The following is a 21,724-nucleotide window of genomic DNA, read 5'->3' as shown; positions in this document are numbered from 1 at the left end:
GACAGCCCGGTGACCGAGAAGGCCGACCTTCAGCCCATCCTCGACCGAGCCGCCGAAGGCGGCCGGATCACCCCGGAGGAGGCGCTCGACCTCTACCGCTCGGCGCCGCTGCACGCCCTGGGTGCCGCGGCCGACGCCGTGCGCCGCCGCCGTTACGCCGGTACGGAGCACATCGCGACGTACATCATCGAGCGCAACATCAACTACACCAACGTGTGCGTCACGGCGTGCAAGTTCTGCGCGTTCTACGCCGCGCCGAAGGACACCGCCAAGGGCTGGTCCCGGGACCTCGACGACATCCTGCGCCGCTGCGCGGAGACCGTCGAGCTGGGCGGCACGCAGATCATGTTCCAGGGCGGGCACCACCCGGACTACGGCGTGGAGTACTACGAGGAGCACTTCTCGGCCATCAAGAAGGCGTTCCCGCAGCTGGTGATCCACTCGCTCGGCGCCTCCGAGATCGAGCACATGGCCCGTATCTCCAAGGTCTCCGCCGAGGAGGCCATCAGCCGTATCCACGCGGCCGGCCTCGACTCCTTCGCGGGCGCCGGCGCCGAGCTGCTGCCGGCCCGGCCGCGTACGGCCATCGCCCCGCTCAAGGAGTCCGGCGAGCGGTGGCTGGAGATCATGGAGATCGCCCACGGCCTCGGCGTCGAGTCCACCTCCACCATGCTGATGGGCACCGGCGAGACGAACGCCGAGCGCATCGAGCACCTGCGCATGATCCGTGACGTGCAGGACCGCACCGGCGGCTTCCGGGCGTTCATCCCGTACACGTACCAGCCGGAGAACAACAAGCTGAAGGGGCAGACGCAGGCGACGCTCTTCGAGTACCTGCGGATGATCGCCATCGCCCGGCTCTTCCTGGACAACGTCGCCCACATCCAGGGCTCCTGGCTGACCACCGGCAAGGAGGTCGGCCAGCTGTCGCTGCACTACGGCGCGGACGACCTCGGCTCGATCATGCTGGAGGAGAACGTCGTCTCCTCGGCCGGCGCCAAGCACCGCTCCAACCGGCTGGAGATCATCGACCTGATCCGCAAGGCGGACCGGGTCCCGGCCCAGCGCGCCACCACGTACGAGCACCTCGTCGTGCACGACGACCCGGCGAACGACCCGGTCGACGAGCGCGTCGTCTCGCACATCTCGTCCGTCGCGATCGAGGGCGGCACCGCGCACCCCGAGCTCAAGCTCCTCAACGCCAACTGATCGCTCCGTGCTGACGATTCACGCCGCCGCCCTGCTGCTGCCGGGCGGCGGCCGCGCACCCGTGCCCGGCGGCGCGGTGGCCGTACGGGACGGTTCGGTCGCGGCGTTCGGACCGTACGAGGAGGTCGCCGCCGCCCACCCCGGAGCCCGCGTCCGGCAGTGGCCGGGCGTCCTCACCCCGGGCCTTCTCCAGCGCGACGCGGTCCGGCTGCTGGAGGAGTGGTACTTCCCCGACCCCCGCGAGGCGGACGCGCTGGGCACCGAGCCCCTGACCGGTGGAGCGCTCGACGCGCTGGGGCCCGAGGAGTCGTGGCGGGCGGGGAGCGTGCGGCGCGGGCTGCACCGGATGCTCCGGCACGGGACCACGGCGGTGACGGCCGCCTCCGGGGCATCGTCCGCCCTGCTCACGGCGGTCCGCCGCTCCGGGCTGACGGTCGTCGCGCCGACATCCCCGCCCGGCGGCGGGCCACCCGGGCTCGACCCGTTGGCCGGGGCGGGTGCGGTGTCCGGCGCGACGGCGGCCCCGCTCGCCACCGGGGGCCGTGCGGACCTCGCCGCCTTCGACGCGCCGGACGAGGCCGCGCTGCTGGCGTTGGGCGCGGCGAGCTGCGTGGCGACGATCGCGGCGGGGCGACTGGTGTATCGGGGGCGGTAGACGGGGTTGGGGGGCAGGGGCTACGGCACCGGGGGGCCGCCCAGGTAGTGGCCCTTGGCGTCGTACGGCCAGGCGTTGGCGACGCACCCCTTCAGTCCGTCGATCTGCTGCATCATCGCGGGCGCCGGGCGCCCCTTGCCGGGGCACGTCTCGTGGCCGTGGCCGAGCCAGTGGCCGACCTCGTGGTTGATGATCAGGGCCCGGTACTCACCCAGCGGGCCGTCGAACTCGGGCGAACCCGTCTGCCAGCGCTTCAGGTTGACCATCACGACGGGGCCGACCCGGCAGTTGACCTCGCCGTGCGTGTCGAGGCCGCTCTGCCCGCAGATCCGGTCGGTGGTCCCGGGGGTCGCGATCCGTATGACAAGACCGGCCGGGCTCGTCGCGATCTGCCGGAAGGTGTGCTCCCCGCGGTGCGACCAGCCCCGTGGCGCGGCCAGGATGCGGGCGACGACCGAGGCGGCCTTGTCCGCGTCGAGCCCGGACCCCTCCTCCACCTCGACCCGGTACGTCTTCGCGTCCCCGTCCGCGTTCCCGGCCGCGGTGGCGGCGGCACGGGCCACGGTGAAGGCGGCCGTGGGCGCGGGCTCGTGCGCGTCCTTCCAGCGGAGTCCGACGACGGCGACGGCCGCGACGGCGACCAGTACGACGGCCGGCACGAGCAGCCGGGTGCGCCCGCGCTCTCCCCGGCCTCCCCGGCGCCCTTTCCATTCGGGCATCCGCGCCCCTCCCCAGTCCTCGGTGGTTCCGTCCCCTGCTGTAGGACCGGTACCCCGGTGAATTGGTTCAGTCCACATCCATATGAGGTGGGGCCGATTCCGTCCGAAGAATCGTTACGGCACGGACGGTCCGCCCAGGTACGCCCCCTTTTCGTCGTACGGCCAGGCGTTGGCGACGCAGCCCTTGAGGCCGTAGATCTGCTGCATCATCGCGGGGGCGGGGCGGCCCTTGCCGGGGCACGTCTCGTGGCCGTGGCCGAGCCAGTGGCCGACCTCGTGGTTGATGATCAGCGCCCGGTAGCCGTCCAGCGGACCGTCGAATTCCGGCGAACCGGTCTGCCAGCGCTTCAGGTTGACCATTACCGTCTCGTAGACGCGGCAGTTGACCTCGCCGTGGGTGTTCATGCCGCCCCGCCCGCAGATCCGGTCGGTGGTGGCCGCGGTGGCGATCTTCACGACCAGCCCCGCCGGCCCCGACGCCACCCGGTGGAACGAGCGCGCCCCGCCCTGCGCCCAGCCGCGCGGTGCGGCGAGGATCCCGGCGATCCGGGCCGCGGCCTCGTCCGGGTCGACGCCCGAACCGTCCTCGACCTCGACGCGGTAGGCGTAACGCCCTTCCCGGCCGTCCCCCGCGGCGGTCGTGAAGGTGCCGGGGCCGGAGGCGGGGACGCGGGTGGACTCCGCGGAGGGCTTCCGGGTGGGTTTCGGAGTGGGCTTCGGCGTGGGTTTCGCCGAGGGCTTCGGGCTTCGTGCGGTCCTGGGGGAGGGCGTGGGCGACGGCGTGCGCGCGGTCGCCGCCCGCGACTCGTCCCCGCCCGCCCAGCGGGGCGCGACGATCACCACGACGCAGATCAGCGCCGCCGGTACGGCGAGGGCGGCGAGCACTCGTATCCGGCCACGCCGGGCCCGGCGGGCGCGCCGCCGGCCGCCCCGGCCGTGCCGGGCGGTTCGTGTGTCAGCCACCACGGACCGCGTGCTCCTTCGGCTCCATGGGGTGGGCGTCGGCGTAGTCGACGAGCTCCAGGAACGCCGCGTCCTGGACGACGGCGAGCAGTTGGTCCGTCGTCACCGGCGCCGACACCATGGCCTCGTCGTCACCGCCGACCGACAGCCTCACGCTGCTGTGGCGGCGCTCGAAGGTGAGGGTGGTGCCGGTGACCGTTTTGCCCTCCTTCTCGTCCCCCGACGCGGTGACGGACCGGACCGTGATGCCGTTCGGCAGCGTCGCCTCCCTGCACCGGAGATGCTTCTCCAGGACCGACGTGCAAGGGGGATCGGCGTGGGCCGCTCCCGGCGCGGCCTTCGGGCGGACCGAGAACGTGATGGGGTAGTCGGGGCCGTCCGGCCCGCCCTGGTACAGGCTGACATCGAGATCGACCGGGCGGATCGGGGCGAACGCCTTGGGCAGGAGCCCTTCGAGCACCGCCGCCGCCTCGTTCTGGAACACCCGCTGCCGTGACAGCTCGTCCTCCGGCAGATCCGCCATGGAGGACTCGCCGGGGCTCGGCTCGATGTGCACGGGAAAACGGAGCCACGGGTCGGAGGTGTCCAGGGGGGCTGGGTCCGGCGTGATCTGCGAGGCGGCCGACGCCCTCCGTACCGGCTCCGCACCCCCGCCCCACATCGGCAGCGTCGCACCGAGCACCCCCAGCGCCGCTACGGCCGCCACCCCCGCCCCGATCGCCGCGCGGGACCTGGCCCGGCGTCGGCGGCCCCGGACCAGGGCCACGGGCACCAGGTCGGGCGGCGGCGGCGCGTCCTCGGCCGCCCGCTCCATCGCGGCCCGGATCAGCGGCTCCCGGTCGTCCCGGCCGGGCTCGCCGCCGGGCGGGGTGTCCGTGAACACATGCATGACGTATCTCCTCAGCTTCGGGTGGTGTAGAGGCGCGCGTCGCCCAGGCGGGTGCGCAGGGTGGCCAGCGAGCGCGAGCACTGGCTCTTCACGGTGGACGGGCTGCATCGCAGCAGCTCGGCGACCGTCTCCACGCTCAGGTCCTCCCAGTACCGCAGGACGACCATCGCCCTTGCCCGGGGCGGCAGTTCGGCGAGCGCCGCCAGCAGCGTGACCGTGAGCTCCGGGCCGACCTCCGGCGCGGGTGCGGCGATCGGCGTGTGGGCGAGGAGGTCGCGCAGCCGCCTGCGACGCTCGGCCATGTAGGTGCGGGTGAGCACGGTCCTGGCGTACGCGTCCGGATGGTCGGCGGCCCGCACCCGGTGCCAGTGCTGGAACAGCTTCGCCAGCGTCGTCTGGGTCAGATCCCGGGCGGCGTCGGCGTCCCCGCAGAGCAGGTACGCGGTGCGGTAGAGCCGGCGCTGACCGGCGCGGGCGAATTCCTCGAAGCCGTCGGTGCCCCGGCTGGCTCTCCTGAACATCTGCCCCCTTCCCTCTTCGTTCCGGTTCTCTCCGGTGGTCTCTCGCCCAGTACTGAGTGCCGGCGGACCGGAAAGGTTGAAGGCGGGTTTTCCGGGGGCGTCCGCCGGGGGGCCGCGCGGACCGGGCTGCTTGAATGGGGTGCGTGACCCGAGCATCCCTGGACAAGCAGCCGCACGAAGTCGCCTCGATGTTCGACGACGTGGCGGCGAACTACGACCTCACCAACGACGTGCTCTCGCTCGGCCAGGACCGGCTGTGGCGCAAGGAGGTCGCCAGGGCGGTGAACGCCCGGCCCGCCGAGAAGGTCCTCGACCTGGCGGCCGGCACGGCGACGTCCTCGCTGCCGTTCGCCGCGACCGGCGCGTACGTCGTGCCGTGCGACTTCTCCATCGGCATGCTCCGCGAGGGCAAGAAGCGCAACGCCTGGCTCCCCTTCACCGCCGGCGACGCCACGAAGCTGCCCTTCCGCGACGAGGTCTTCGACGCGGTGACCATCTCCTTCGGCCTGCGCAACGTCCAGGACACGGACGCGGCGCTGCGCGAGCTGTACCGGGTCACCAAGCCGGGCGGCCGGGTCGTCATCTGCGAGTTCTCCCAGCCCGTCTGGACCCCGTTCCGCACGGTCTACATCGAGTACCTGATGCGCGCCCTGCCCCCCGTGGCCCGCGCGGTGTCCTCCAACCCCGACGCGTACGTCTACCTCGCCGAGTCCATCCGCGCCTGGCCCGACCAGGCCGGCCTGGCGAAGAAGCTGCAGAACGCCGGCTGGTCCGAGGTCGCCTGGCGCAACCTCACCGGCGGCGTGGTGGCCCTGCACCGGGGCATCCGCGGCTGACGGCCCGGCCGGACCGCGGGACGGGGACCGGGCGCGCGTGAAAACGGGGGCCCGTATTCCGAGTTGACGGGAACCGGTGGTCGGGGAAGATGTGTCCGTTGATACGGCACGCGACTTCACCGTCTCCGTGTGTCACCGGTCTTGTTTCGCCCCCGTCCCCGCTGCGGAGCCCTCATGCCGTCGTACTGTCCCTTCTGTGGAACCCCGGCGCCGGACGAGGCGCGCTTCTGCCAGAAATGCGGGCGCGAGCGCCCCGCGGTCCCGGCCGCCGCGCCTCCGCAGCCCGCCGCGCCACCGCCCCCCGGTGCGCCGCCCGCCGGTCCGCCGCAGCCGCCCGCGGTGCCGGCGTACATGACGCGGCCCGCCGCCCCGCCGCCCGGTTACGCGCCGGCGCCTGCCGGGCCTTCACCCCTCGGGGTGTTCTTCGGCAGGGTGGCGCGCGGTGACTGGGCCGGCTCGGTCAAGGGCGCGCTCTGGCCGACCGGACTGATCGTGGGCCTCGCGGTGGCGCTCGCCATCCCCTCGTACGGGCAGGGCGACGACCCCGCCGTCGGGTGGAGCGACCGGCTGCGGATCGCGCTCGCGATGCTGCTCCAGGCGTTCGGCGGCGGCTTCGACGTCACGGCCGTCTCATCGGGTGGCCGCGGTGGGTACGGGGGCGCTTCGGACTACGGGGACACCTACGGCGACTTCGACCCGGGCGGGCAGGGGCAGATGTCCCTCTCCCTGATCCCGCTCACCGTCACCGTGCTGTGGATCGGCGCGCTGATCATCGGCGCCCGGGCCGTCCGCCGGCAGGGCGGCGGGCTCGACGCGGCCGTCCGCATCAGCGCCGTCGCCGCCGCGGCCGTCCTGGTCCTCGGGCTGTACGCCCAGCCCGAGATCGAGGACCTCTCGGTCCACTCCTCGCCGGTCCTCGCGACCCTCGGCGCCCTCGCCCTCTCGCTCGTCACCACCGGCGCCGTCCTGCAACGAGACGTCGCCGCCGCCTGGCTGGCTCAGCGTCCGGGCACGCTGAGCCTCGTACGCGCCTGCGGGACCGCAGTCCGCGCGCTCGGAGCGGTCCTGCTGCTCTGCGGCCTGGTCGGCTACATCACGTTCGCCGCCCAGGACGGCGTCAGCGGCGAGGCCATGCTGGTCGCCCTTCCGCTTCTGCCCAACATCGCGCTCATGGTGCTCTCGGTGAGCTGGGGCGGCTCGGTGGAGTACGACGTGCGGGGCAGGGCGGACCTGATCGGATCGGGCACCGACCACGGCGCGTTCGGTCTCGGCGAGCTGAGCGACGCGGCGAACGACTGGGCCCTCGTCGGCGCCCTCGCCACCGGCCTCGTCAGCGCCCTCATCGTGGGGGTGCTCGCCGCCCGCCGCTCCGCCGACCGGCGCGAACAGGTAACCGTCGGCGGGGTGTTCCTGGTGGCCTACCTGGTACTGACCGGCATGAGCGGCCTGTCCATGGAGTACACCGGCAGCGTCGCGGAGTTCACCGGCGCCGGCAACCTGGAGTTCGCCCCGAGCGTCGCCGACGCGCTGCTGTTCGGGCTGCTGTGGGTGGGCGGCGCGGTGCTCGTCGCGCCGTATCTGGTGCGGATGACGGGCAACGGCGGCGGCACCCCGGCCGTCCCGTCCCCGTACGGTCCGCAGCCCGGCCCGTACGGCACGGTGCCCGGCCAGTACACCCCGCCGTCCACGCCGGGCGCGTACAACCCGCCGCCCGGCACGGCCCCCGGTCCGTACGGTCCGCAGCCGGGCCAGGGCCACTACCCGGGGCCGGACGGCCCCCGCGCCCATTAGGGCGGGTCCGCGAAGTCCCGTCGTACGCCGGACGGGACTTCGCGGACCCGCCCCGGGCACGGGCACCGCCCACACAGCCGCACGACGTGAGGCGCGGCAGGCGCGATCGACATGGGGCAGCCCTTCGGAGGGTTGCCCGGCGGGCCCCCATAGACTGCCTTGGACCTGTGCCGCGCGGCACGCGAATTCGAGTCTTCGGGAGAGCCGACCGTGACCGAGCCCCTGTCCGAACACAGCGCGGACGTCATCGTCGTCGGGGCGGGCCCAGCCGGCTCCACGACCGCCTACTACCTCGCCAAGGCCGGACTCGACGTCCTGCTCCTGGAGAAGACCGCGTTCCCGCGCGAGAAGGTCTGCGGCGACGGCCTCACCCCGCGCGCGACCAAGCAGCTCGTCTCCATGGGGATCGACATCTCCGAGGAGGCGGGCTGGCTGCGCAACAAGGGCCTGCGCATCATCGGCGGCGGCGTCCGGCTCCAGCTGGACTGGCCGGATCTTGCCTCCTACCCGGACTACGGACTCGTCCGCAAGCGCGACGACTTCGACGAGCAGCTGGCCCGGAACGCGCAGAAGGCGGGTGCCCGGCTGTACGAGCGGTGCAACGTCGGCGCCCCGATCACCGACGAGCGCACCGGCCGGATCACCGGGGTGCACGCGAAGCTCGGCGAGGAGAAGACCCCGGTCACCTTCCACGCCCCGCTCGTCGTCGCCGCCGACGGCAACTCCACCCGGCTCTCCCTCGCTATGGGCCTGCACCGCCGCGAGGACCGCCCGATGGGCGTCGCGGTGCGCACGTACTTCACCTCGCCCCGGCACGACGACGACTACCTGGAGTCCTGGCTGGAGCTGTGGGACCGGCGCGGCCCGCAGGAGAAGCTGCTGCCCGGCTACGGCTGGATCTTCGGCATGGGCGACGGCACCTCCAACGTCGGCCTCGGCATCCTCAACTCCTCGTCGGCATTCAAGGAGCTGGACTGGCGCGAGGTCCTCAAGGCGTGGTGCGCGTCCATGCCGGAGGACTGGGGCTACACCCCGGAGAACATGACGATCCCGATCCGCGGCGCCGCCCTGCCGATGGCCTTCAACCGCCAGCCGCACTACACCAAGGGCCTGCTGCTGGTCGGTGACGCGGGCGGCATGGTCAACCCGTTCAACGGCGAGGGCATCGCGTACGCCATGGAGTCGGGCCAGATCGCGGCCGACGTCATCGTCCAGGCGCACGCCCGCGCGACCCCCGCCCAGCGCGAACTGGCGCTGAACAACTACCCGAAGGTGCTCAAGGAGACCTACGGCGGCTACTACACGATGGGCCGCGCCTTCGTGAAGCTGATCGGCAACCCGAAGGTCATGAAGGTCGCCACCCAGCGCGGCCTGACGCACCCGCTGCTGATGAAGTTCACGCTGAAGATGCTCGCCAACCTCACCGACCCGACGGGCGGCGACGCGATGGACCGCATCATCAACGGGCTGGCGAAGGTCGCGCCCCGCTCGTAGCGTCCGTTCACAAACGAAGGAGCCGTCACTCCCGAGCGGGGGAGTGACGGCTCCTTCGTGTGCCTCACGTGCGGATCGTGCTTGTGAATCCGTGAACGCGGGACGGTGGAATCAGAGGACGCGGACCGCGCCGGTCGGCATGTCGTAGTCCAGCGGACGCTGCACGACACCGGTGGAGGAGTTCTGCGCGCCGACGAACTGGCCGCCGCCCACGTAGATCCCGACGTGGTACGCGCTGCCCGCGCTGCCCCAGTACAGGATGTCGCCCGGCTGGAGGTTGCTCAGCGAGACCTGGGTGCCGGCGGTCGACTGGCTCTGGGAGACGCGCGGCAGGTCGACGTTGACCGAGCGGAACGCGGCCTGGACCAGGCCCGAGCAGTCCCACGAGTTGGGGCCGGTGCCGCCGGACACGTACGCGTCGCCGACCTGCGCCTGGGCGAACGCGACGACGGCGGCCGCGGAGCCGGAGGCGTTGGAGGAGTACGAGGTCGTGGCGGCGGCCGCGGTGGAGCCGGACGACGAGCTGCCGGTGGTCTTCTGGAGCGTGGTGCGAGCGGCGGTACGGGAGGCGCGCTCGGCGGCCTCCGCCTTGGCCTTCGCGGCAGCCTCGGCCTTCTTCTTGGCCTCGGCCTTGCGGACGGCCTCGGCCTTGGCCTTCTTGGCGTCCTTGGCGGCGTCGGTGGCCGCAGCGTCCTCGTGCGCCTGCGTCTCCAGGTCCAGGGCGACCTGCTGCGTGGCCTCGGCGGAGGCCGCGACGGTGGTGGAGAGTCCCGCCGTGATGGTGGGCATCTCGATCGTCTGGGTCACCGGTTCGGCCTGGGCCGGACCTGCGGCACCCGCGACCGCGATGGTGCTGAGGACGCCACCGGCAACTCCGGCCCGCAGCGCCGTCTTCGAGGCGTTTCGGCGGGGCTTCCGGTGGCTGGGTATGTGAGCGGTGTGGGACATGGGTACTAGCGCTATCAGGACGCGCGGGGTCCCATCAAGAAACGTGTGTTGCGACACAGTTACGTCCGGAATCTGTGAATCCGCTTTCCGGCGGCCTTTATTGACGCCGTAACGGGCAAAACGGTCACTGGTGATCACGGCCTTGATCACGGGTTTTCTGCAATACGCCCGAATTGCCCGTCGCCTACCACCCGTTCACACACTTGGCCAAGCCCGCTTCTGTAACGGCCTTTGTGAAGTGACGCAGGTCACAGCATGGTCTTGCCGCGACGGGCATACGAGCACCCCGCGCGAGCGAAGGGGCCGCGCGCGCCGAACTCGCGGCGCCAGAAGGGCGATTCGGGCGATAAGGCCCTTATGTCGATCTGCGTCCACTTCGTTCCATGGGAACCCCCGCGCGGGTGACCCCGTTCCGGCCGGTGTCCTCGCGGGGTGGGGCAGATCCCTCTATCACCCCATCGTGTCCATCGCCAATTTTGCGCGCGACGCCGTGGCTTGATAGTGCGACACCCCTTTGACCAGCGGGAACGGCAGTGAATGTCACCTCTCGTGATCACTCGGCCGCTTCGTGTACGAAGATCACCGCTCATCCGACTTCATGATCGTTCGTCAGGTGGTGGAGATCACAAAGACGTTGGCGTACCCCGTGTCGCAGATCACAGGACGGCGGGCATAGGATGCGGGGCAGTCGGGCTTGTGAACTGCCTCACATGTGCACGATCTTGGTGAGGCGGGGAGCCGGTTCGCCCGATGCGGTCCAACGGTCAAGGACGACTGGAAGGAGCGAGGAGCGTGAATGCCTACGCGCCCATCCTCGTGCTCGGCGCCCTCGGGGCAGGGTTTGCGATCTTCTCCGTGGTCATGGCCACGCTTATCGGCCCCAAGCGGTACAACCGGGCAAAGCTCGAAGCGTACGAGTGCGGTATCGAACCGACACCCACGCCGGCCGGAGGCGGCCGCTTTCCCATCAAGTACTACCTGACGGCGATGCTCTTCATCGTCTTCGACATCGAGATCGTCTTCCTCTATCCCTGGGCGGTCAGCTTCGACGCCCTGGGGATCTTCGGGCTCGTGGAGATGCTGCTCTTCGTGCTCACCGTCTTCGTCGCCTACGCGTATGTGTGGCGGCGCGGCGGTCTGGAATGGGACTGAGGGGCTGAGGGGCACACCATGGGACTCGAAGAGAAGCTGCCGAGCGGCTTCGTTCTGACCACCGTCGAGCAGGCGGCCGGCTGGGTGCGGAAGTCCTCCGTCTTCCCGGCGACCTTCGGCCTCGCCTGTTGCGCCATCGAGATGATGACGACCGGGGCGGGCCGCTACGACCTGGCCCGCTTCGGCATGGAGGTCTTCCGCGGTTCGCCGCGGCAGGCGGACCTGATGATCGTGGCGGGGCGGGTGAGCCAGAAGATGGCGCCCGTCCTGCGGCAGGTCTACGACCAGATGCCGAACCCCAAGTGGGTTATCTCCATGGGCGTTTGCGCGTCATCGGGTGGAATGTTCAACAATTACGCCATTGTTCAGGGTGTTGATCATATTGTCCCGGTTGATATTTATTTGCCGGGCTGCCCGCCGCGGCCCGAGATGCTGATGGACGCGATCCTCAAGCTGCACCAGAAGATCCAGGGCTCCAAGCTCGGGGTCAACGCCGAGGAAGCCGCCCGCGAGGCGGAGGAAGCGGCCCTCAACGCACTGCCCCTCATCGAGATGAAGGGGCTCATGCGATGAGCGACGAGCACAACGGCTCCTCCGTTCCCGCCCCGCGTGACGAGCACGGCGAGGTCATCGGCGTACGCAGGGGCATGTTCGGCGCCAACAACGGCGGCGACACCTCCGGCTACGGCGGCCTCGTCCGCACCGTCGCCCTCCCCGGCGCCTCCTCCCGCCCCTACGGCGGCTGGTTCGACGAGGTGGCCGACGAACTCGAAGGCGCCCTGGAGGAACAGGGCCTCGTCCCCGAGAACGCCATCGAGAAGACGGTCGTCGACCGGGACGAGCTGACCTTCCACATCGCCCGCGAGCACCTGGTCAACGTCGCGAAGACGCTGCGCGACGACCCGGCCCTGCGCTTCGAGCTGTGCACGGGGGTGAGCGGCGTCCACTTCCCCGGCGACAAGGGCCGCGAACTGCACGCGGTCTACCACCTGCGCTCGCTGACCCACGGCCGGCTGATCCGGGTGGAGGTCTCCACGCCGGACGAGGACCGGCACCTGCCGTCCCTGGTCCCGGTCTACCCGACCAACGACTGGCACGAGCGTGAGGCGTACGACTTCTTCGGGCTCGTCTTCGACGGGCACCCCGCCCTCACCCGGATCATGATGCCGGACGACTGGCAGGGCTTCCCGCAGCGCAAGGACTACCCGCTCGGCGGCATCCCCGTCGAGTACAAGGGCGCCCAGATCCCGGCTCCGGACCAGCGGAGGTCGTACTCCTGATGACCACTCCCCACGCAACGCCTCGCGCCACCACCGAGGGGACTGTATATACGGTCACCGGCGGCGACTGGGACGAGATCGTCGAGAACGCCGCCGCGTCCGACGACGAGCGCATCATCGTCAACATGGGCCCGCAGCACCCGTCCACCCACGGCGTGCTCAGGCTCATCCTGGAGATCGACGGCGAGACCGTCACCGAGGCCCGCTGCGGCATCGGCTACCTCCACACCGGCATCGAGAAGAACCTCGAATTCCGCAGCTGGACGCAGGGCACCACCTTCGTCACGCGCATGGACTACCTGACGCCGTTCTTCAACGAGACGGCGTACTGCCTGGGCGTCGAGAAGCTCCTCGGCATCGAGGACCAGATCCCCGATCGGGCCACCGTCCTGCGCGTGCTCCTGATGGAGCTCAACCGGCTCTCCTCGCACCTGGTGTGCATCGCCACCGGCGGTATGGAGCTGGGCGCGACCACGATCATGATCTACGGCTTCCGCGACCGGGAGCTGGTGCTCGATCTCTTCGAGCTGATCACCGGACTCCGGATGAACCACGCGTTCGTCCGTCCCGGCGGCCTCGCCCAGGACCTGCCCCCGGGCGCGGTCGACCAGCTGCGCGAGTTCGTGAAGACCATGAAGAAGAACCTGCCGGAGTACGACGCGCTGGCCACCGGCAACCCCATCTTCAAGGCCCGCATGCAGGACGTCGGCTACCTCGACCTCACCGGCTGCATGGCCCTCGGCGCCACCGGACCGATCCTGCGCTCGGCCGGCCTCCCGCACGACCTGCGCAAGACCGACCCGTACTGCGGCTACGAGACCTACGACTTCGAGGTCCCCACCGCCGACAGCTGCGACGCCTACGGCCGCTTCCTCATCCGCCTGGAGGAGATGCGCCAGTCGCTGCGGATCATCGAGCAGTGCATCGACCGGCTCGAACCCGGACCGGTCATGGTCGCCGACAAGAAGATCGCCTGGCCCGCGCAGCTCGCGCTCGGCCCGGACGGCCTGGGCAACTCGCTGGACCACATCAAGAAGATCATGGGCACCTCCATGGAGGCCCTGATCCACCACTTCAAGCTGGTGACCGAGGGCTTCCGGGTCCCCGTCGGACAGGCGTACACCGCCGTCGAGTCCCCCAAGGGCGAACTCGGCGTGCACGTCGTCTCGGACGGCGGAACCCGCCCCTACCGGGTCCACTTCCGCGACCCGTCCTTCACCAACCTCCAGGCCATGGCGGCGATGTGCGAGGGCGGCCAGGTCGCCGACGTCATCGTCGCCGTCGCATCCATCGACCCCGTGATGGGAGGCGTCGACCGGTGACCGAAGCACGTCAGGAAGTCAGTCTGGGGATGCCGCAGCTCCCCGCCCCCGCCTACCCGGCCGAGGTGCGCGCCAGGCTCGAAGCGGATGCGAAGGAGGTGATCGCCCGCTACCCCGGCAGCCGCTCCGCGCTGCTGCCGCTGCTGCACCTCGTGCAGTCCGAGGAGGGCTACGTCTCCCGTACGGGCATGGCGTTCTGCGCCGACATGCTCGACCTCACCACCGCCGAGGTCACCGCGGTCGCGACCTTCTACACGATGTACCGGCGCAAGCCCAGCGGTGACTACCAGGTCGGCGTCTGCACCAACACGCTCTGCGCGGTGATGGGCGGCGACGCCATCTTCGACCGGCTGAAGGAGCACCTCGGCGTCGGCAACGACGAGACGACCGAGGACGGCAAGGTCACCCTCGAACACATCGAGTGCAACGCCGCCTGCGACTTCGCGCCCGTCGTGATGGTCAACTGGGAGTTCTTCGACAACCAGACCCCGGAGAGCGCGACCCAGCTGGTCGACGACCTCATCGCCGGCCGCAGCGTCGAGCCCACCCGCGGCGCGCCCCTGTGCACGTACAAGGAGACCGCGCGCATCCTGGCCGGCTTCCCCGACGAGCGCCCCGGCGCCGTCGAGGCCACCGGCGGCGCCGGCCACGCCTCGCTCATCGGCCTCAAGCTCGCCAAGGGCGAGGCCGCGCCGCAGGCCCGGGTGGTGAGCCCGCGCGGCGAGGCGCCCAGCGACCAGCCGCAGAAGGGCGCCGAGCACCTCAGCTCCCACGACGCGCCGCAGCAGACCTCGGCATCCGACCCGGACCACCCGGCCGGCCCCGCCGCCGAGGAGGGGGAGTGATGACGTTGGCCACCGAAATCGACCAGAACGGGACCAGCCCCGAGAAGCTGCTCGCACCCGTGCTGTCCGCCTTCTGGGACCAGCCGGACTCCTGGACCCTGGACACCTACCGCCGCCACGAGGGGTACGAGGGACTGCGCAAGGCCCTCGCCATGTCCCCGGACGACCTCATCGCGTACGTCAAGGACTCCGGTCTGCGCGGCCGCGGCGGCGCAGGCTTCCCCACCGGGATGAAGTGGCAGTTCATCCCGCAGGGCGACGGCAAGCCGCACTACCTCGTCGTCAACGCCGACGAGTCGGAGCCGGGGACCTGCAAGGACATCCCGCTCCTCTTCGCCAACCCGCACAGCCTCATCGAGGGCATCGTGATCGCCTGTTACGCGATCCGGTCGTCGCACGCGTTCATCTACCTGCGCGGCGAGGTCGTCCCCGTACTGCGCAGGCTGCACGAGGCCGTGCGCGAGGCGTACGAGGCGGGCTACCTCGGCACCGACATCATGGGCTCCGGGCTCGATCTGGAACTCACGGTGCACGCCGGCGCCGGCGCGTACATCTGCGGTGAGGAGACCGCGCTGCTCGACTCCCTCGAAGGACGGCGCGGCCAGCCCCGGCTGCGTCCCCCCTTCCCCGCGGTCGCCGGTCTGTACGCCTGCCCCACCGTGGTGAACAACGTCGAGTCCATCGCCTCGGTTCCCGCGATCCTGAACAAGGGCAAGGACTGGTTCAAGTCCATGGGCAGCGAGAAGTCCCCGGGCTTCACGCTCTACTCGCTCAGCGGCCACGTCGCGGGCCCCGGCCAGTACGAGGCCCCGCTCGGCATCACGCTGCGCCAGCTCCTCGACATGAGCGGCGGCATGCGCCCCGGCCACCGCCTCAAGTTCTGGACCCCCGGCGGCTCCTCGACCCCGATGTTCACCGACGAGCACCTCGACGTGCCCCTCGACTACGAGGGCGTCGGCGCCGCCGGGTCCATGCTCGGCACCAAGGCGCTCCAGTGCTTCGACGAGACGACCTGCGTGGTCCGGGCCGTCACCCGCTGGACCGAGTTCTACGCGCACGAGTCCTGCGGCAAGTGCACCCCCTGCCGCGAGGGCACCTACTGGCTCGTCCAGCTGCTGCGCGACATCGAGGCGGGCAAGGGCCAGATGTCCGACCTGGACAAGCTCAACGACATCGCCGACAACATCAACGGCAAGTCGTTCTGCGCCCTCGGCGACGGCGCCGCCTCGCCGATCTTCTCCTCGCTGAAGTACTTCCGCGAGGAGTACGAGCAGCACATCACCGGCAAGGGCTGCCCCTTCGATCCCGCCAAATCGACCCTCTGGGCCGACGACAAGAACGCTCACCAGGGGGTGAACGCATGACAGTCACCACGAGTGCGCCCTCCGGGGGCGGCGAAGCGGCGATCCCGCCCGAGGACCTCGTCACGCTGACCATCGACGGCATCGAGATCAGCGTGCCCAAGGGCACCCTGGTCATCCGCGCCGCCGAACTCCTCGGCATCGAGATCCCGCGCTTCTGCGACCACCCCCTCCTCGACCCGGCCGGCGCCTGCCGCCAGTGCATCGTCGAGGTCGAGGGCCAGCGCAAGCCGATGGCGTCCTGCACCATCACCTGCACCGACGGCATGGTCGTCAAGTCGCAGATCACCTCGCCGGTCGCCGACAAGGCGCAGCGCGGCGTGATGGAGCTGCTGCTCATCAACCACCCGCTGGACTGCCCGGTCTGCGACAAGGGCGGCGAGTGCCCGCTGCAGAACCAGGCGATGTCGCACGGCGACGCCGACTCCCGCTTCGACGGGAAGAAGCGCACGTACGAGAAGCCCGTGCCGATCTCCACCCAGGTGCTGCTGGACCGTGAGCGGTGCGTGCTCTGCGCGCGCTGCACCCGGTTCTCCAACCAGGTGGCCGGCGACCCGATGATCGAGCTGATCGAGCGCGGCGCGCTCCAGCAGGTCGGCACCGGCGAGGGCGACCCCTTCCAGTCGTACTTCTCCGGCAACACCATCCAGATCTGCCCGGTCGGGGCGCTGACCTCGGCGGCGTACCGATTCCGCTCCCGCCCCTTCGACCTGGTGTCGACGCCATCGGTGTGCGAGCACTGCGCCGGTGGCTGCGCCACCCGCACCGACCACCGGCGCGGCAAGGTCATGCGCCGCCTCGCGGCCAACGACCCCGAGGTCAACGAGGAATGGCTCTGCGACAAGGGCCGCTTCGGCTTCCGCTACGCCCAGCAGCGCGACCGGCTCACCACCCCGCTGGTGCGGGGCGAGTCGGGTGAGCTGGAGCCGGCGAGCTGGCCGGAGGCGCTGGCCGCCGCGGCCGAGGGCCTGTCCGCGGCGCGCGGCCGCACGGGTGTCCTCACCGGCGGCCGGCTGACCGTCGAGGACGCGTACGCGTACAGCAAGTTCGCCCGGGTCGCCCTGAACACCAACGACATCGACTTCCGGGCCCGCGTCCACAGCGGCGAGGAGGCCGACTTCCTGGCCTCGCGCGTCGCCGGGCGCGGCAAGGACCTGGACGGGTCCGGTGTCACGTACACCTCGCTGGAGAAGGCGCCGGCCGTGCTGCTGGCCGGGTTCGAGTCGGAGGAGGAGGCCCCCGGCGTCTTCCTGCGGCTGCGCAAGGCCCACCGCAAGAACGGCCAGCGCACCTTCTCCATCGCCTCGCACGCCACCCGGGGCCTGGTGAAGGCGGGCGGCGTGCTGCTTCCCGCCGCACCCGGCACCGAGACCGAGTGGCTGGACGCCATCGCGGGCGGGGTCGGCCTGGAGGGCGAGGGCGCCGTCGCGGCCGAGGCGCTGCGCGGTGAGGGCGCGCTGATCGTGGTCGGCGAGCGGCTGGCCGGGGTGCCCGGCGGGCTGACCGCCGCGGCCCGGGCCGCGACCGCGACCGGGGCCCGGCTGGTGTGGATCCCGCGCCGGGCGGGCGAGCGCGGTGCGGTGGAGGCGGGCGCGCTCCCGTCGCTGCTGCCCGGCGGACGCCCGGCCACCGACCCGCGCGCCCGGGACGAGGTCGCCGCCGCGTGGGGCGTCGCCGAACTCCCGGCCCGCTTCGGCCGCGACACCGGCCAGATCATCGAGGCCGCGGCCACCGGTGAGCTGGGCGCGCTGGTCGTCGCCGGCGTCGGCACCGAGGACCTGCCGGACCCGGCGCGGGCCCTGGAGGCCCTGAACCGGGTCGGTTTCCTGGTCTCCTTCGAGCTGCGCCCGAGCGAGGTCACCGACCGCGCCGACGTGGTGTTCCCGGTGGCCGCGGTCGCCGAGAAGTCCGGGACCTTCCTCAACTGGGAGGGCCGGGCGCGGATGTTCGAGGCCGCGCTGAAGCCCGACCAGATGACCCGCAACCTCGCCCCGGGCGACGCGCGCGTCCTGCACATGCTGGCCGACGCCATGGCTCGCGCCGGAGGCGCTGATCGGATCAGTCACTTCGCGCTGCCGGACCTGAAGGCCGTCCGCCGCGAGCTGGACCGGCTCGGCGGCTGGCAGGGCGGGTACGCGGACGAACCACGCGTCTCCGCGCAGCCGCTGCCCCGGCCCGGCGACGGCGAGGCGATCCTCGCCGGCCACCGGATGCTGCTCGACCTGGGCCGCCTCCAGGAGGGCGACACCGCGCTCGCCGGGACCCGGCACGAGGCGGTGGCACGGCTCTCGGCCGCCACGGCCGCGGAGACCGGGGTCAAGGACGGCGACCTGCTGGCGGTGTCCGGCCCGGCCGGCAGCGTCGAACTCCCGCTCCGGGTCACCGACATGCCGGACCGCGTGGTCTGGGTGCCGCTGAACTCGGCCGGGCGGGGCGTGCCGGCAGCGACCGGGGCCCGCCCCGGCGGCCCGGTCCGGATCGGCGCCGCCGCTGCCGGTACTCCCGACGTCACACCGGAGGTGCGGGCGTGACCGCCTTCGCTCAACTGGCCGCTCCACCGCACAGCGCGGTGCTCGCCGCCGAGGACCTGTCGATGTTCGGCAACGACCCCTGGTGGCTCGTCGTCATCAAGGCAGTCTTCTGCTTCGCGTTCCTGATGGTGACCGTGCTCTTCTCCATCGTGTGGGAGCGCAAGGTCGTCGCGTGGATGCAGCTGCGCATCGGCCCCAACCGGCACGGCCCCTGGGGCATGCTCCAGTCGCTCGCCGACGGCATCAAGCTGATGCTGAAGGAAGACGTCATCGTCAAGCGGGCGGACAAGGTCGTCTACGTACTCGCCCCGATCGTCGCCGCGATCCCCGCGTTCATGGCCATCGCGGTGATCCCCTTCGGGCCGTCGGACAACGAGGTCTCGATCTTCGGGCACCGTACGGCGATGCAGCTCACCGACCTGCCGATCGCGATGCTGTACATCCTCGCGGTCGCCTCGGTCGGCATCTACGGCATCGTGCTGGCGGGCTGGTCGTCCGGGTCGACGTACCCGCTGCTCGGCGGGCTCCGCTCGTGCGCGCAGATGATCTCGTACGAGATCGCGATGGGCGCCGCGTTCGCCTCGGTCTTCCTCTACTCCGGGTCGATGTCGACGTCGAAGATCGTGGAGGCGCAGCAGGACCGCTGGTTCATCGTCCTGCTGCCGGTCTCCTTCATCATCTACATCGTCACGATGGTCGGCGAGACCAACCGCGCCCCGTTCGACATGCCGGAGTCCGAGGGCGACCTGGTCGGCGGCTTCAACACCGAGTACTCGTCGATCAAGTTCGCGATGTTCATGCTCGCCGAGTACGTCAACATGGTCACCGTCTCCGCCGTCTCCACGACCCTGTTCCTGGGCGGCTGGCGGGCCCCGTGGCCGATCAGCACCTTCTGGGAGGGCGCGAACCACGGCTGGTGGCCGATGCTCTGGTTCGTCGTCAAGGTCCAGCTGCTGCTGTTCTTCTTCATCTGGCTGCGCGGCACGCTGCCGCGTGTCCGCTACGACCAGCTGATGAAGCTCGGCTGGAAGGTCCTGATCCCGGTCTCCGTCGTCTGGCTGATGCTGGTCGCGACGGTGCGGGCGCTGCGCAACGAGGGCTACGACTTCTCGAAGATCCTGCTCTACGTGGCGGGTGCCGTGATCGCGGTGCTGCTGATCTCCTTCGTCGCCGACATCTTCCGCGACAAGAAGGAGAAGGCCGCCGCCGAGCAGGCCGGTCCCGAGCCGGCGTTCGACCCGATGGCCGGCGGGTTCCCGGTGCCGCCGCTGCCCGGACAGACCCTGCCGCCCGTGCCGCGGCGCAGGCCGCGCCGCGAGCGGGAGCTCGTTGTCAGTGGCGGCGTGGATACTCAGAGTGACGAGAGTCCGAGTGACGGAAAGGAGGCCGACGGTGTCTGAACTGCCTGATGCGCCGGGGTCCAGGAGGCCGGCGCAGTCCACCGGCCCGACGGGGGCGACGGCGTCGCAGTCCTCCCAGTCCTCGGAGGACAAGTTCCACAACCCGGTGGCCGGCTTCGGCGTGACCTTCAAGGCCATGTTCAAGAAGCGGCTCACCGAGCAGTACCCGGAGACGCCGAAGGTGACGGCGCCCCGCTTCCACGGCCGCCACCAGCTCAACCGCCATCCGGACGGGCTGGAGAAGTGCGTCGGCTGCGAGCTGTGCGCCTGGGCCTGTCCCGCCGACGCGATCTACGTGGAGGGCGCGGACAACACCGAGGAGGAGCGGTACTCCCCGGGCGAGCGCTACGGCCGCGTCTACCAGATCAACTACGCGCGCTGCATCCTCTGCGGACTGTGCATCGAGGCGTGCCCGACCCGGGCGCTCACGATGACCAACGAGTTCGAGCTCGCCAACACCACCCGCGAGAGCCTCATCTACACCAAGGACGAGCTGCTCGCGGGCCTGGAGGAAGGCATGGTCGACAGCCCGCACGCGATCTTCCCCGGCATGGACGAACAGGACTACTACCGGGGCGTGGTCACCGAGGCCGCCCCCGGTACGGAGCGCCAGATCGCCGTCTCCAAGGGCGAGAAGCCGGCTGACGACGCCCGGGACAACGGCGCTTCGCAGGAGGTGGACGCATGACCGGCCTGGCCGCAGCGGCCTCGCAGACCTCGACCGGTGAGGCCGTCCAGTTCTGGGTGCTCGGCACGGTCGCCGTGATCGGCGCCCTGTCCACCGTGCTGATGAAGAAGGCCGTGCACAGCGCGCTGAGCCTCGCCGGGACGATGATCATCCTCGCGGTGTTCTACCTCGCCAACGGCGCGTACTTCCTCGGCATCGTGCAGATCGTCGTCTACACCGGCGCGATCATGATGCTGTTCCTCTTCGTGGTCATGCTCGTCGGCGTCACGGCGGCGGACTCGCTGAAGGAGACCATCAAGGGCCAGCGCTGGCTGGCCGCCGGATGCGGTCTCGGCTTCGGCGTCCTGCTCATCGCCGGTATCGGCAACGCCTCGCTGAAGAGCTTCAACGGCCTGGGCACCGCAAACACCGTGCACGGCGGAAACGTGGAGGGGCTCGCCAGCCTCATCTTCACCAAGTACGTCTTCGCCTTCGAGATCACCGGCGCCCTGCTGATCACCGCGACCGTCGGCGCGATGGTGCTCACGCACCGCGAGCGCACCGAACGGGCCAAGACCCAGCGGGAGATGTCCGAGGAGCGCGTGCGGAGCAACCACCTCCCGCCGCTGCCCGCGCCCGGCGTCTACGCCCGGCACAACGCGGTGGACATCGCGGGCCTGCTCCCCGACGGCACCCCGTCCGAGTTGACCGTCATGAACACGCTGCGCAAGCGCGGCCAGATGCGCGACGTGTCCCAGGAATCACTGGCCGGCCTCAAGGCACTGGAGCAGCGCTCCGGTGAGCGGCTCGGCCGGGACACAGAAGAAGAGGAGGTCGCCAAGTGAACCCGGTCAACTACCTCTATCTCGCCGCCCTGCTGTTCACCATCGGCGCGGCGGGGGTGCTGATCCGGCGGAACGCGATCGTGGTGTTCATGTGCGTGGAGCTGATGCTCAACGCCTGCAACCTCGCGTTCGTCACCTTCTCCCGTATGCACGGCAACCTCGACGGCCAGATCATCGCCTTCTTCACGATGGTCGTCGCCGCCGCGGAGGTCGTGGTCGGGCTCGCGATCATCGTGTCGCTGTTCCGTTCCCGCCACTCGGCCTCGGTCGACGACGCCAGCCTGATGAAGCTGTAA

21 protein-coding genes and 1 pseudogene are annotated in these 21,724 nt (G+C 70.8%); 17 read left to right on the top strand and 5 right to left on the bottom strand.

Translation table 11 applies throughout. The annotated features are described in order from the left end of the window. Nucleotides 1–9 precede the first annotated feature (9 nt). Both mqnC and BLW14_RS13095 read left to right on the top strand, forming a co-directional pair. Nucleotides 10–1,209, top strand: coding sequence for a cyclic dehypoxanthinyl futalosine synthase (gene mqnC / locus BLW14_RS13100; protein WP_093707317.1), 1,200 nt, complete (start codon nt 10–12; stop codon nt 1,207–1,209). Nucleotides 1,210–1,216: 7 nt separating this feature from the next. Beyond that, nucleotides 1,217–1,864 carry an imidazolonepropionase-like domain-containing protein gene (locus BLW14_RS13095; protein ID WP_093707315.1) on the top strand — a complete coding sequence of 216 codons (648 nt, stop codon included), beginning with the start codon at nt 1,217–1,219 and terminating at the stop codon, nt 1,862–1,864. Between the two features lie 20 nt (nt 1,865–1,884). Here BLW14_RS13095 and BLW14_RS13090 read toward each other — a convergent pair whose 3' ends face one another. The 4 genes from BLW14_RS13090 to BLW14_RS13075 form a co-directional block, all read right to left on the bottom strand. Then, the gene (locus BLW14_RS13090) at nt 1,885–2,583 is read right to left on the bottom strand and encodes a DUF3152 domain-containing protein (RefSeq protein ID WP_093707313.1); all 699 of its coding nucleotides are present in this window, start codon (nt 2,581–2,583) and stop codon (nt 1,885–1,887) included. A 114-nt stretch (nt 2,584–2,697) separates the two neighbouring features. Continuing rightward, entirely contained in the window at nt 2,698–3,426 is a 729-nt protein-coding gene (locus BLW14_RS13085; protein WP_093710711.1) for a DUF3152 domain-containing protein, read from the bottom strand. 112 nt (nt 3,427–3,538) lie between these two features. Continuing rightward, nucleotides 3,539–4,435: a hypothetical protein gene (locus tag BLW14_RS13080; RefSeq protein ID WP_093707311.1), complete on the bottom strand. Its 897-nt coding sequence runs from the start codon at nt 4,433–4,435 to the stop codon at nt 3,539–3,541. Nucleotides 4,436–4,446: 11 nt separating this feature from the next. Then, nucleotides 4,447–4,956: a SigE family RNA polymerase sigma factor gene (locus tag BLW14_RS13075; protein ID WP_093707309.1), complete on the bottom strand. Its 510-nt coding sequence runs from the start codon at nt 4,954–4,956 to the stop codon at nt 4,447–4,449. A 143-nt stretch (nt 4,957–5,099) separates the two neighbouring features. Between BLW14_RS13075 and BLW14_RS13070 the strand changes: the two genes are divergently transcribed. From BLW14_RS13070 to BLW14_RS13055, 4 genes and pseudogenes are all read left to right on the top strand, one after another. After that, nucleotides 5,100–5,792 (top strand): demethylmenaquinone methyltransferase, encoded by a 693-nt coding sequence (locus tag BLW14_RS13070; RefSeq protein ID WP_177153963.1) that lies wholly within the window; start codon nt 5,100–5,102, stop codon nt 5,790–5,792. A gap of 174 nt (nt 5,793–5,966) precedes the next feature. After that, nucleotides 5,967–6,035: pseudogene (locus BLW14_RS35730) on the top strand (zinc-ribbon domain-containing protein); the annotation flags it as partial. 108 nt (nt 6,036–6,143) lie between these two features. Next, on the top strand, nt 6,144–7,583 hold the full coding sequence (locus BLW14_RS13060; RefSeq protein ID WP_143052005.1) for a DUF3824 domain-containing protein: 1,440 nt from the start codon (nt 6,144–6,146) through the stop codon (nt 7,581–7,583). 210 nt (nt 7,584–7,793) lie between these two features. After that, the gene (locus tag BLW14_RS13055; RefSeq protein ID WP_093707301.1) at nt 7,794–9,077 is read left to right on the top strand and encodes a geranylgeranyl reductase family protein; all 1,284 of its coding nucleotides are present in this window, start codon (nt 7,794–7,796) and stop codon (nt 9,075–9,077) included. A gap of 111 nt (nt 9,078–9,188) precedes the next feature. Here BLW14_RS13055 and BLW14_RS13050 read toward each other — a convergent pair whose 3' ends face one another. Then, on the bottom strand, nt 9,189–10,025 hold the full coding sequence (locus BLW14_RS13050; protein WP_093707299.1) for a C40 family peptidase: 837 nt from the start codon (nt 10,023–10,025) through the stop codon (nt 9,189–9,191). A 792-nt stretch (nt 10,026–10,817) separates the two neighbouring features. Here BLW14_RS13050 and BLW14_RS13045 point away from each other — a divergent pair. The 11 genes from BLW14_RS13045 to nuoK are packed head-to-tail and all read left to right on the top strand — an operon-like array spanning nt 10,818 to nt 21,724. Beyond that, nucleotides 10,818–11,177: an NADH-quinone oxidoreductase subunit A gene (locus tag BLW14_RS13045; protein WP_003967084.1), complete on the top strand. Its 360-nt coding sequence runs from the start codon at nt 10,818–10,820 to the stop codon at nt 11,175–11,177. 18 nt (nt 11,178–11,195) lie between these two features. Further along, the gene (locus BLW14_RS13040) at nt 11,196–11,750 is read left to right on the top strand and encodes a NuoB/complex I 20 kDa subunit family protein (protein ID WP_018101348.1); all 555 of its coding nucleotides are present in this window, start codon (nt 11,196–11,198) and stop codon (nt 11,748–11,750) included. After that, nucleotides 11,747–12,457 (top strand): NADH-quinone oxidoreductase subunit C, encoded by a 711-nt coding sequence (locus BLW14_RS13035; RefSeq protein ID WP_093707297.1) that lies wholly within the window; start codon nt 11,747–11,749, stop codon nt 12,455–12,457. The genes BLW14_RS13040 and BLW14_RS13035 overlap by 4 nt, the downstream gene beginning before the upstream one ends. After that, the gene (locus tag BLW14_RS13030) at nt 12,457–13,779 is read left to right on the top strand and encodes an NADH-quinone oxidoreductase subunit D (RefSeq protein WP_093707296.1); all 1,323 of its coding nucleotides are present in this window, start codon (nt 12,457–12,459) and stop codon (nt 13,777–13,779) included. The genes BLW14_RS13035 and BLW14_RS13030 overlap by 1 nt, the downstream gene beginning before the upstream one ends. Before the next feature lie 29 nt (nt 13,780–13,808). Next, the gene (nuoE, locus tag BLW14_RS13025; protein ID WP_093707294.1) at nt 13,809–14,624 is read left to right on the top strand and encodes an NADH-quinone oxidoreductase subunit NuoE; all 816 of its coding nucleotides are present in this window, start codon (nt 13,809–13,811) and stop codon (nt 14,622–14,624) included. Further along, nucleotides 14,624–15,988: an NADH-quinone oxidoreductase subunit NuoF gene (gene nuoF, locus BLW14_RS13020; protein WP_093707292.1), complete on the top strand. Its 1,365-nt coding sequence runs from the start codon at nt 14,624–14,626 to the stop codon at nt 15,986–15,988. The genes nuoE and nuoF overlap by 1 nt, the downstream gene beginning before the upstream one ends. Continuing rightward, the gene (locus BLW14_RS13015; RefSeq protein WP_093707290.1) at nt 15,985–18,516 is read left to right on the top strand and encodes an NADH-quinone oxidoreductase subunit G; all 2,532 of its coding nucleotides are present in this window, start codon (nt 15,985–15,987) and stop codon (nt 18,514–18,516) included. Before nuoF ends, BLW14_RS13015 begins: the two co-directional genes overlap by 4 nt. Continuing rightward, nucleotides 18,513–19,916, top strand: a complete 1,404-nt coding sequence (nuoH, locus tag BLW14_RS13010; RefSeq protein WP_093707287.1) for an NADH-quinone oxidoreductase subunit NuoH — start codon at nt 18,513–18,515, stop codon at nt 19,914–19,916. Before BLW14_RS13015 ends, nuoH begins: the two co-directional genes overlap by 4 nt. Continuing rightward, nucleotides 19,909–20,604, top strand: a complete 696-nt coding sequence (gene nuoI, locus BLW14_RS13005; protein WP_093707285.1) for an NADH-quinone oxidoreductase subunit NuoI — start codon at nt 19,909–19,911, stop codon at nt 20,602–20,604. Before nuoH ends, nuoI begins: the two co-directional genes overlap by 8 nt. Further along, a complete protein-coding gene (locus BLW14_RS13000) occupies nt 20,601–21,428 on the top strand; it encodes an NADH-quinone oxidoreductase subunit J (RefSeq protein WP_093707283.1) in 828 nt (275 codons plus the stop codon). Before nuoI ends, BLW14_RS13000 begins: the two co-directional genes overlap by 4 nt. Next, nucleotides 21,425–21,724 carry an NADH-quinone oxidoreductase subunit NuoK gene (nuoK, locus tag BLW14_RS12995; RefSeq protein WP_018101339.1) on the top strand — a complete coding sequence of 100 codons (300 nt, stop codon included), beginning with the start codon at nt 21,425–21,427 and terminating at the stop codon, nt 21,722–21,724. Before BLW14_RS13000 ends, nuoK begins: the two co-directional genes overlap by 4 nt.

This window comes from Streptomyces sp. 2131.1, from assembly GCF_900105515.1.
Classification (GTDB): Bacteria; Actinomycetota; Actinomycetes; order Streptomycetales; family Streptomycetaceae; genus Streptomyces; species Streptomyces drozdowiczii.
Note: the sequence above shows the minus strand (reverse complement) of the source record. Positions and strands in the feature narration are given on the sequence as shown.

What these genes read in the sequence shown, in the direction of transcription:
- BLW14_RS13090 (WP_093707313.1), bottom strand. Translation starts at nt 2,583, where the DNA reads ATGCCCGAATGGAAAGGGCGCCGGGGAGGCCGGGGAGAGCGCGGGCGC.
- BLW14_RS13080 (WP_093707311.1), bottom strand. Translation starts at nt 4,435, where the DNA reads ATGCATGTGTTCACGGACACCCCGCCCGGCGGCGAGCCCGGCCGGGAC.
- BLW14_RS13075 (WP_093707309.1), bottom strand. Translation starts at nt 4,956, where the DNA reads ATGTTCAGGAGAGCCAGCCGGGGCACCGACGGCTTCGAGGAATTCGCC.
- BLW14_RS13060 (WP_143052005.1), top strand. Translation starts at nt 6,144, where the DNA reads ATGACGCGGCCCGCCGCCCCGCCGCCCGGTTACGCGCCGGCGCCTGCC.
- BLW14_RS13050 (WP_093707299.1), bottom strand. Translation starts at nt 10,025, where the DNA reads ATGTCCCACACCGCTCACATACCCAGCCACCGGAAGCCCCGCCGAAAC.
- BLW14_RS13040 (WP_018101348.1), top strand. Translation starts at nt 11,196, where the DNA reads ATGGGACTCGAAGAGAAGCTGCCGAGCGGCTTCGTTCTGACCACCGTC.
- BLW14_RS13035 (WP_093707297.1), top strand. Translation starts at nt 11,747, where the DNA reads ATGAGCGACGAGCACAACGGCTCCTCCGTTCCCGCCCCGCGTGACGAG.
- BLW14_RS13030 (WP_093707296.1), top strand. Translation starts at nt 12,457, where the DNA reads ATGACCACTCCCCACGCAACGCCTCGCGCCACCACCGAGGGGACTGTA.
- nuoE (WP_093707294.1), top strand. Translation starts at nt 13,809, where the DNA reads ATGCCGCAGCTCCCCGCCCCCGCCTACCCGGCCGAGGTGCGCGCCAGG.
- nuoF (WP_093707292.1), top strand. Translation starts at nt 14,624, where the DNA reads ATGACGTTGGCCACCGAAATCGACCAGAACGGGACCAGCCCCGAGAAG.
- BLW14_RS13015 (WP_093707290.1), top strand. Translation starts at nt 15,985, where the DNA reads ATGACAGTCACCACGAGTGCGCCCTCCGGGGGCGGCGAAGCGGCGATC.
- BLW14_RS13000 (WP_093707283.1), top strand. Translation starts at nt 20,601, where the DNA reads ATGACCGGCCTGGCCGCAGCGGCCTCGCAGACCTCGACCGGTGAGGCC.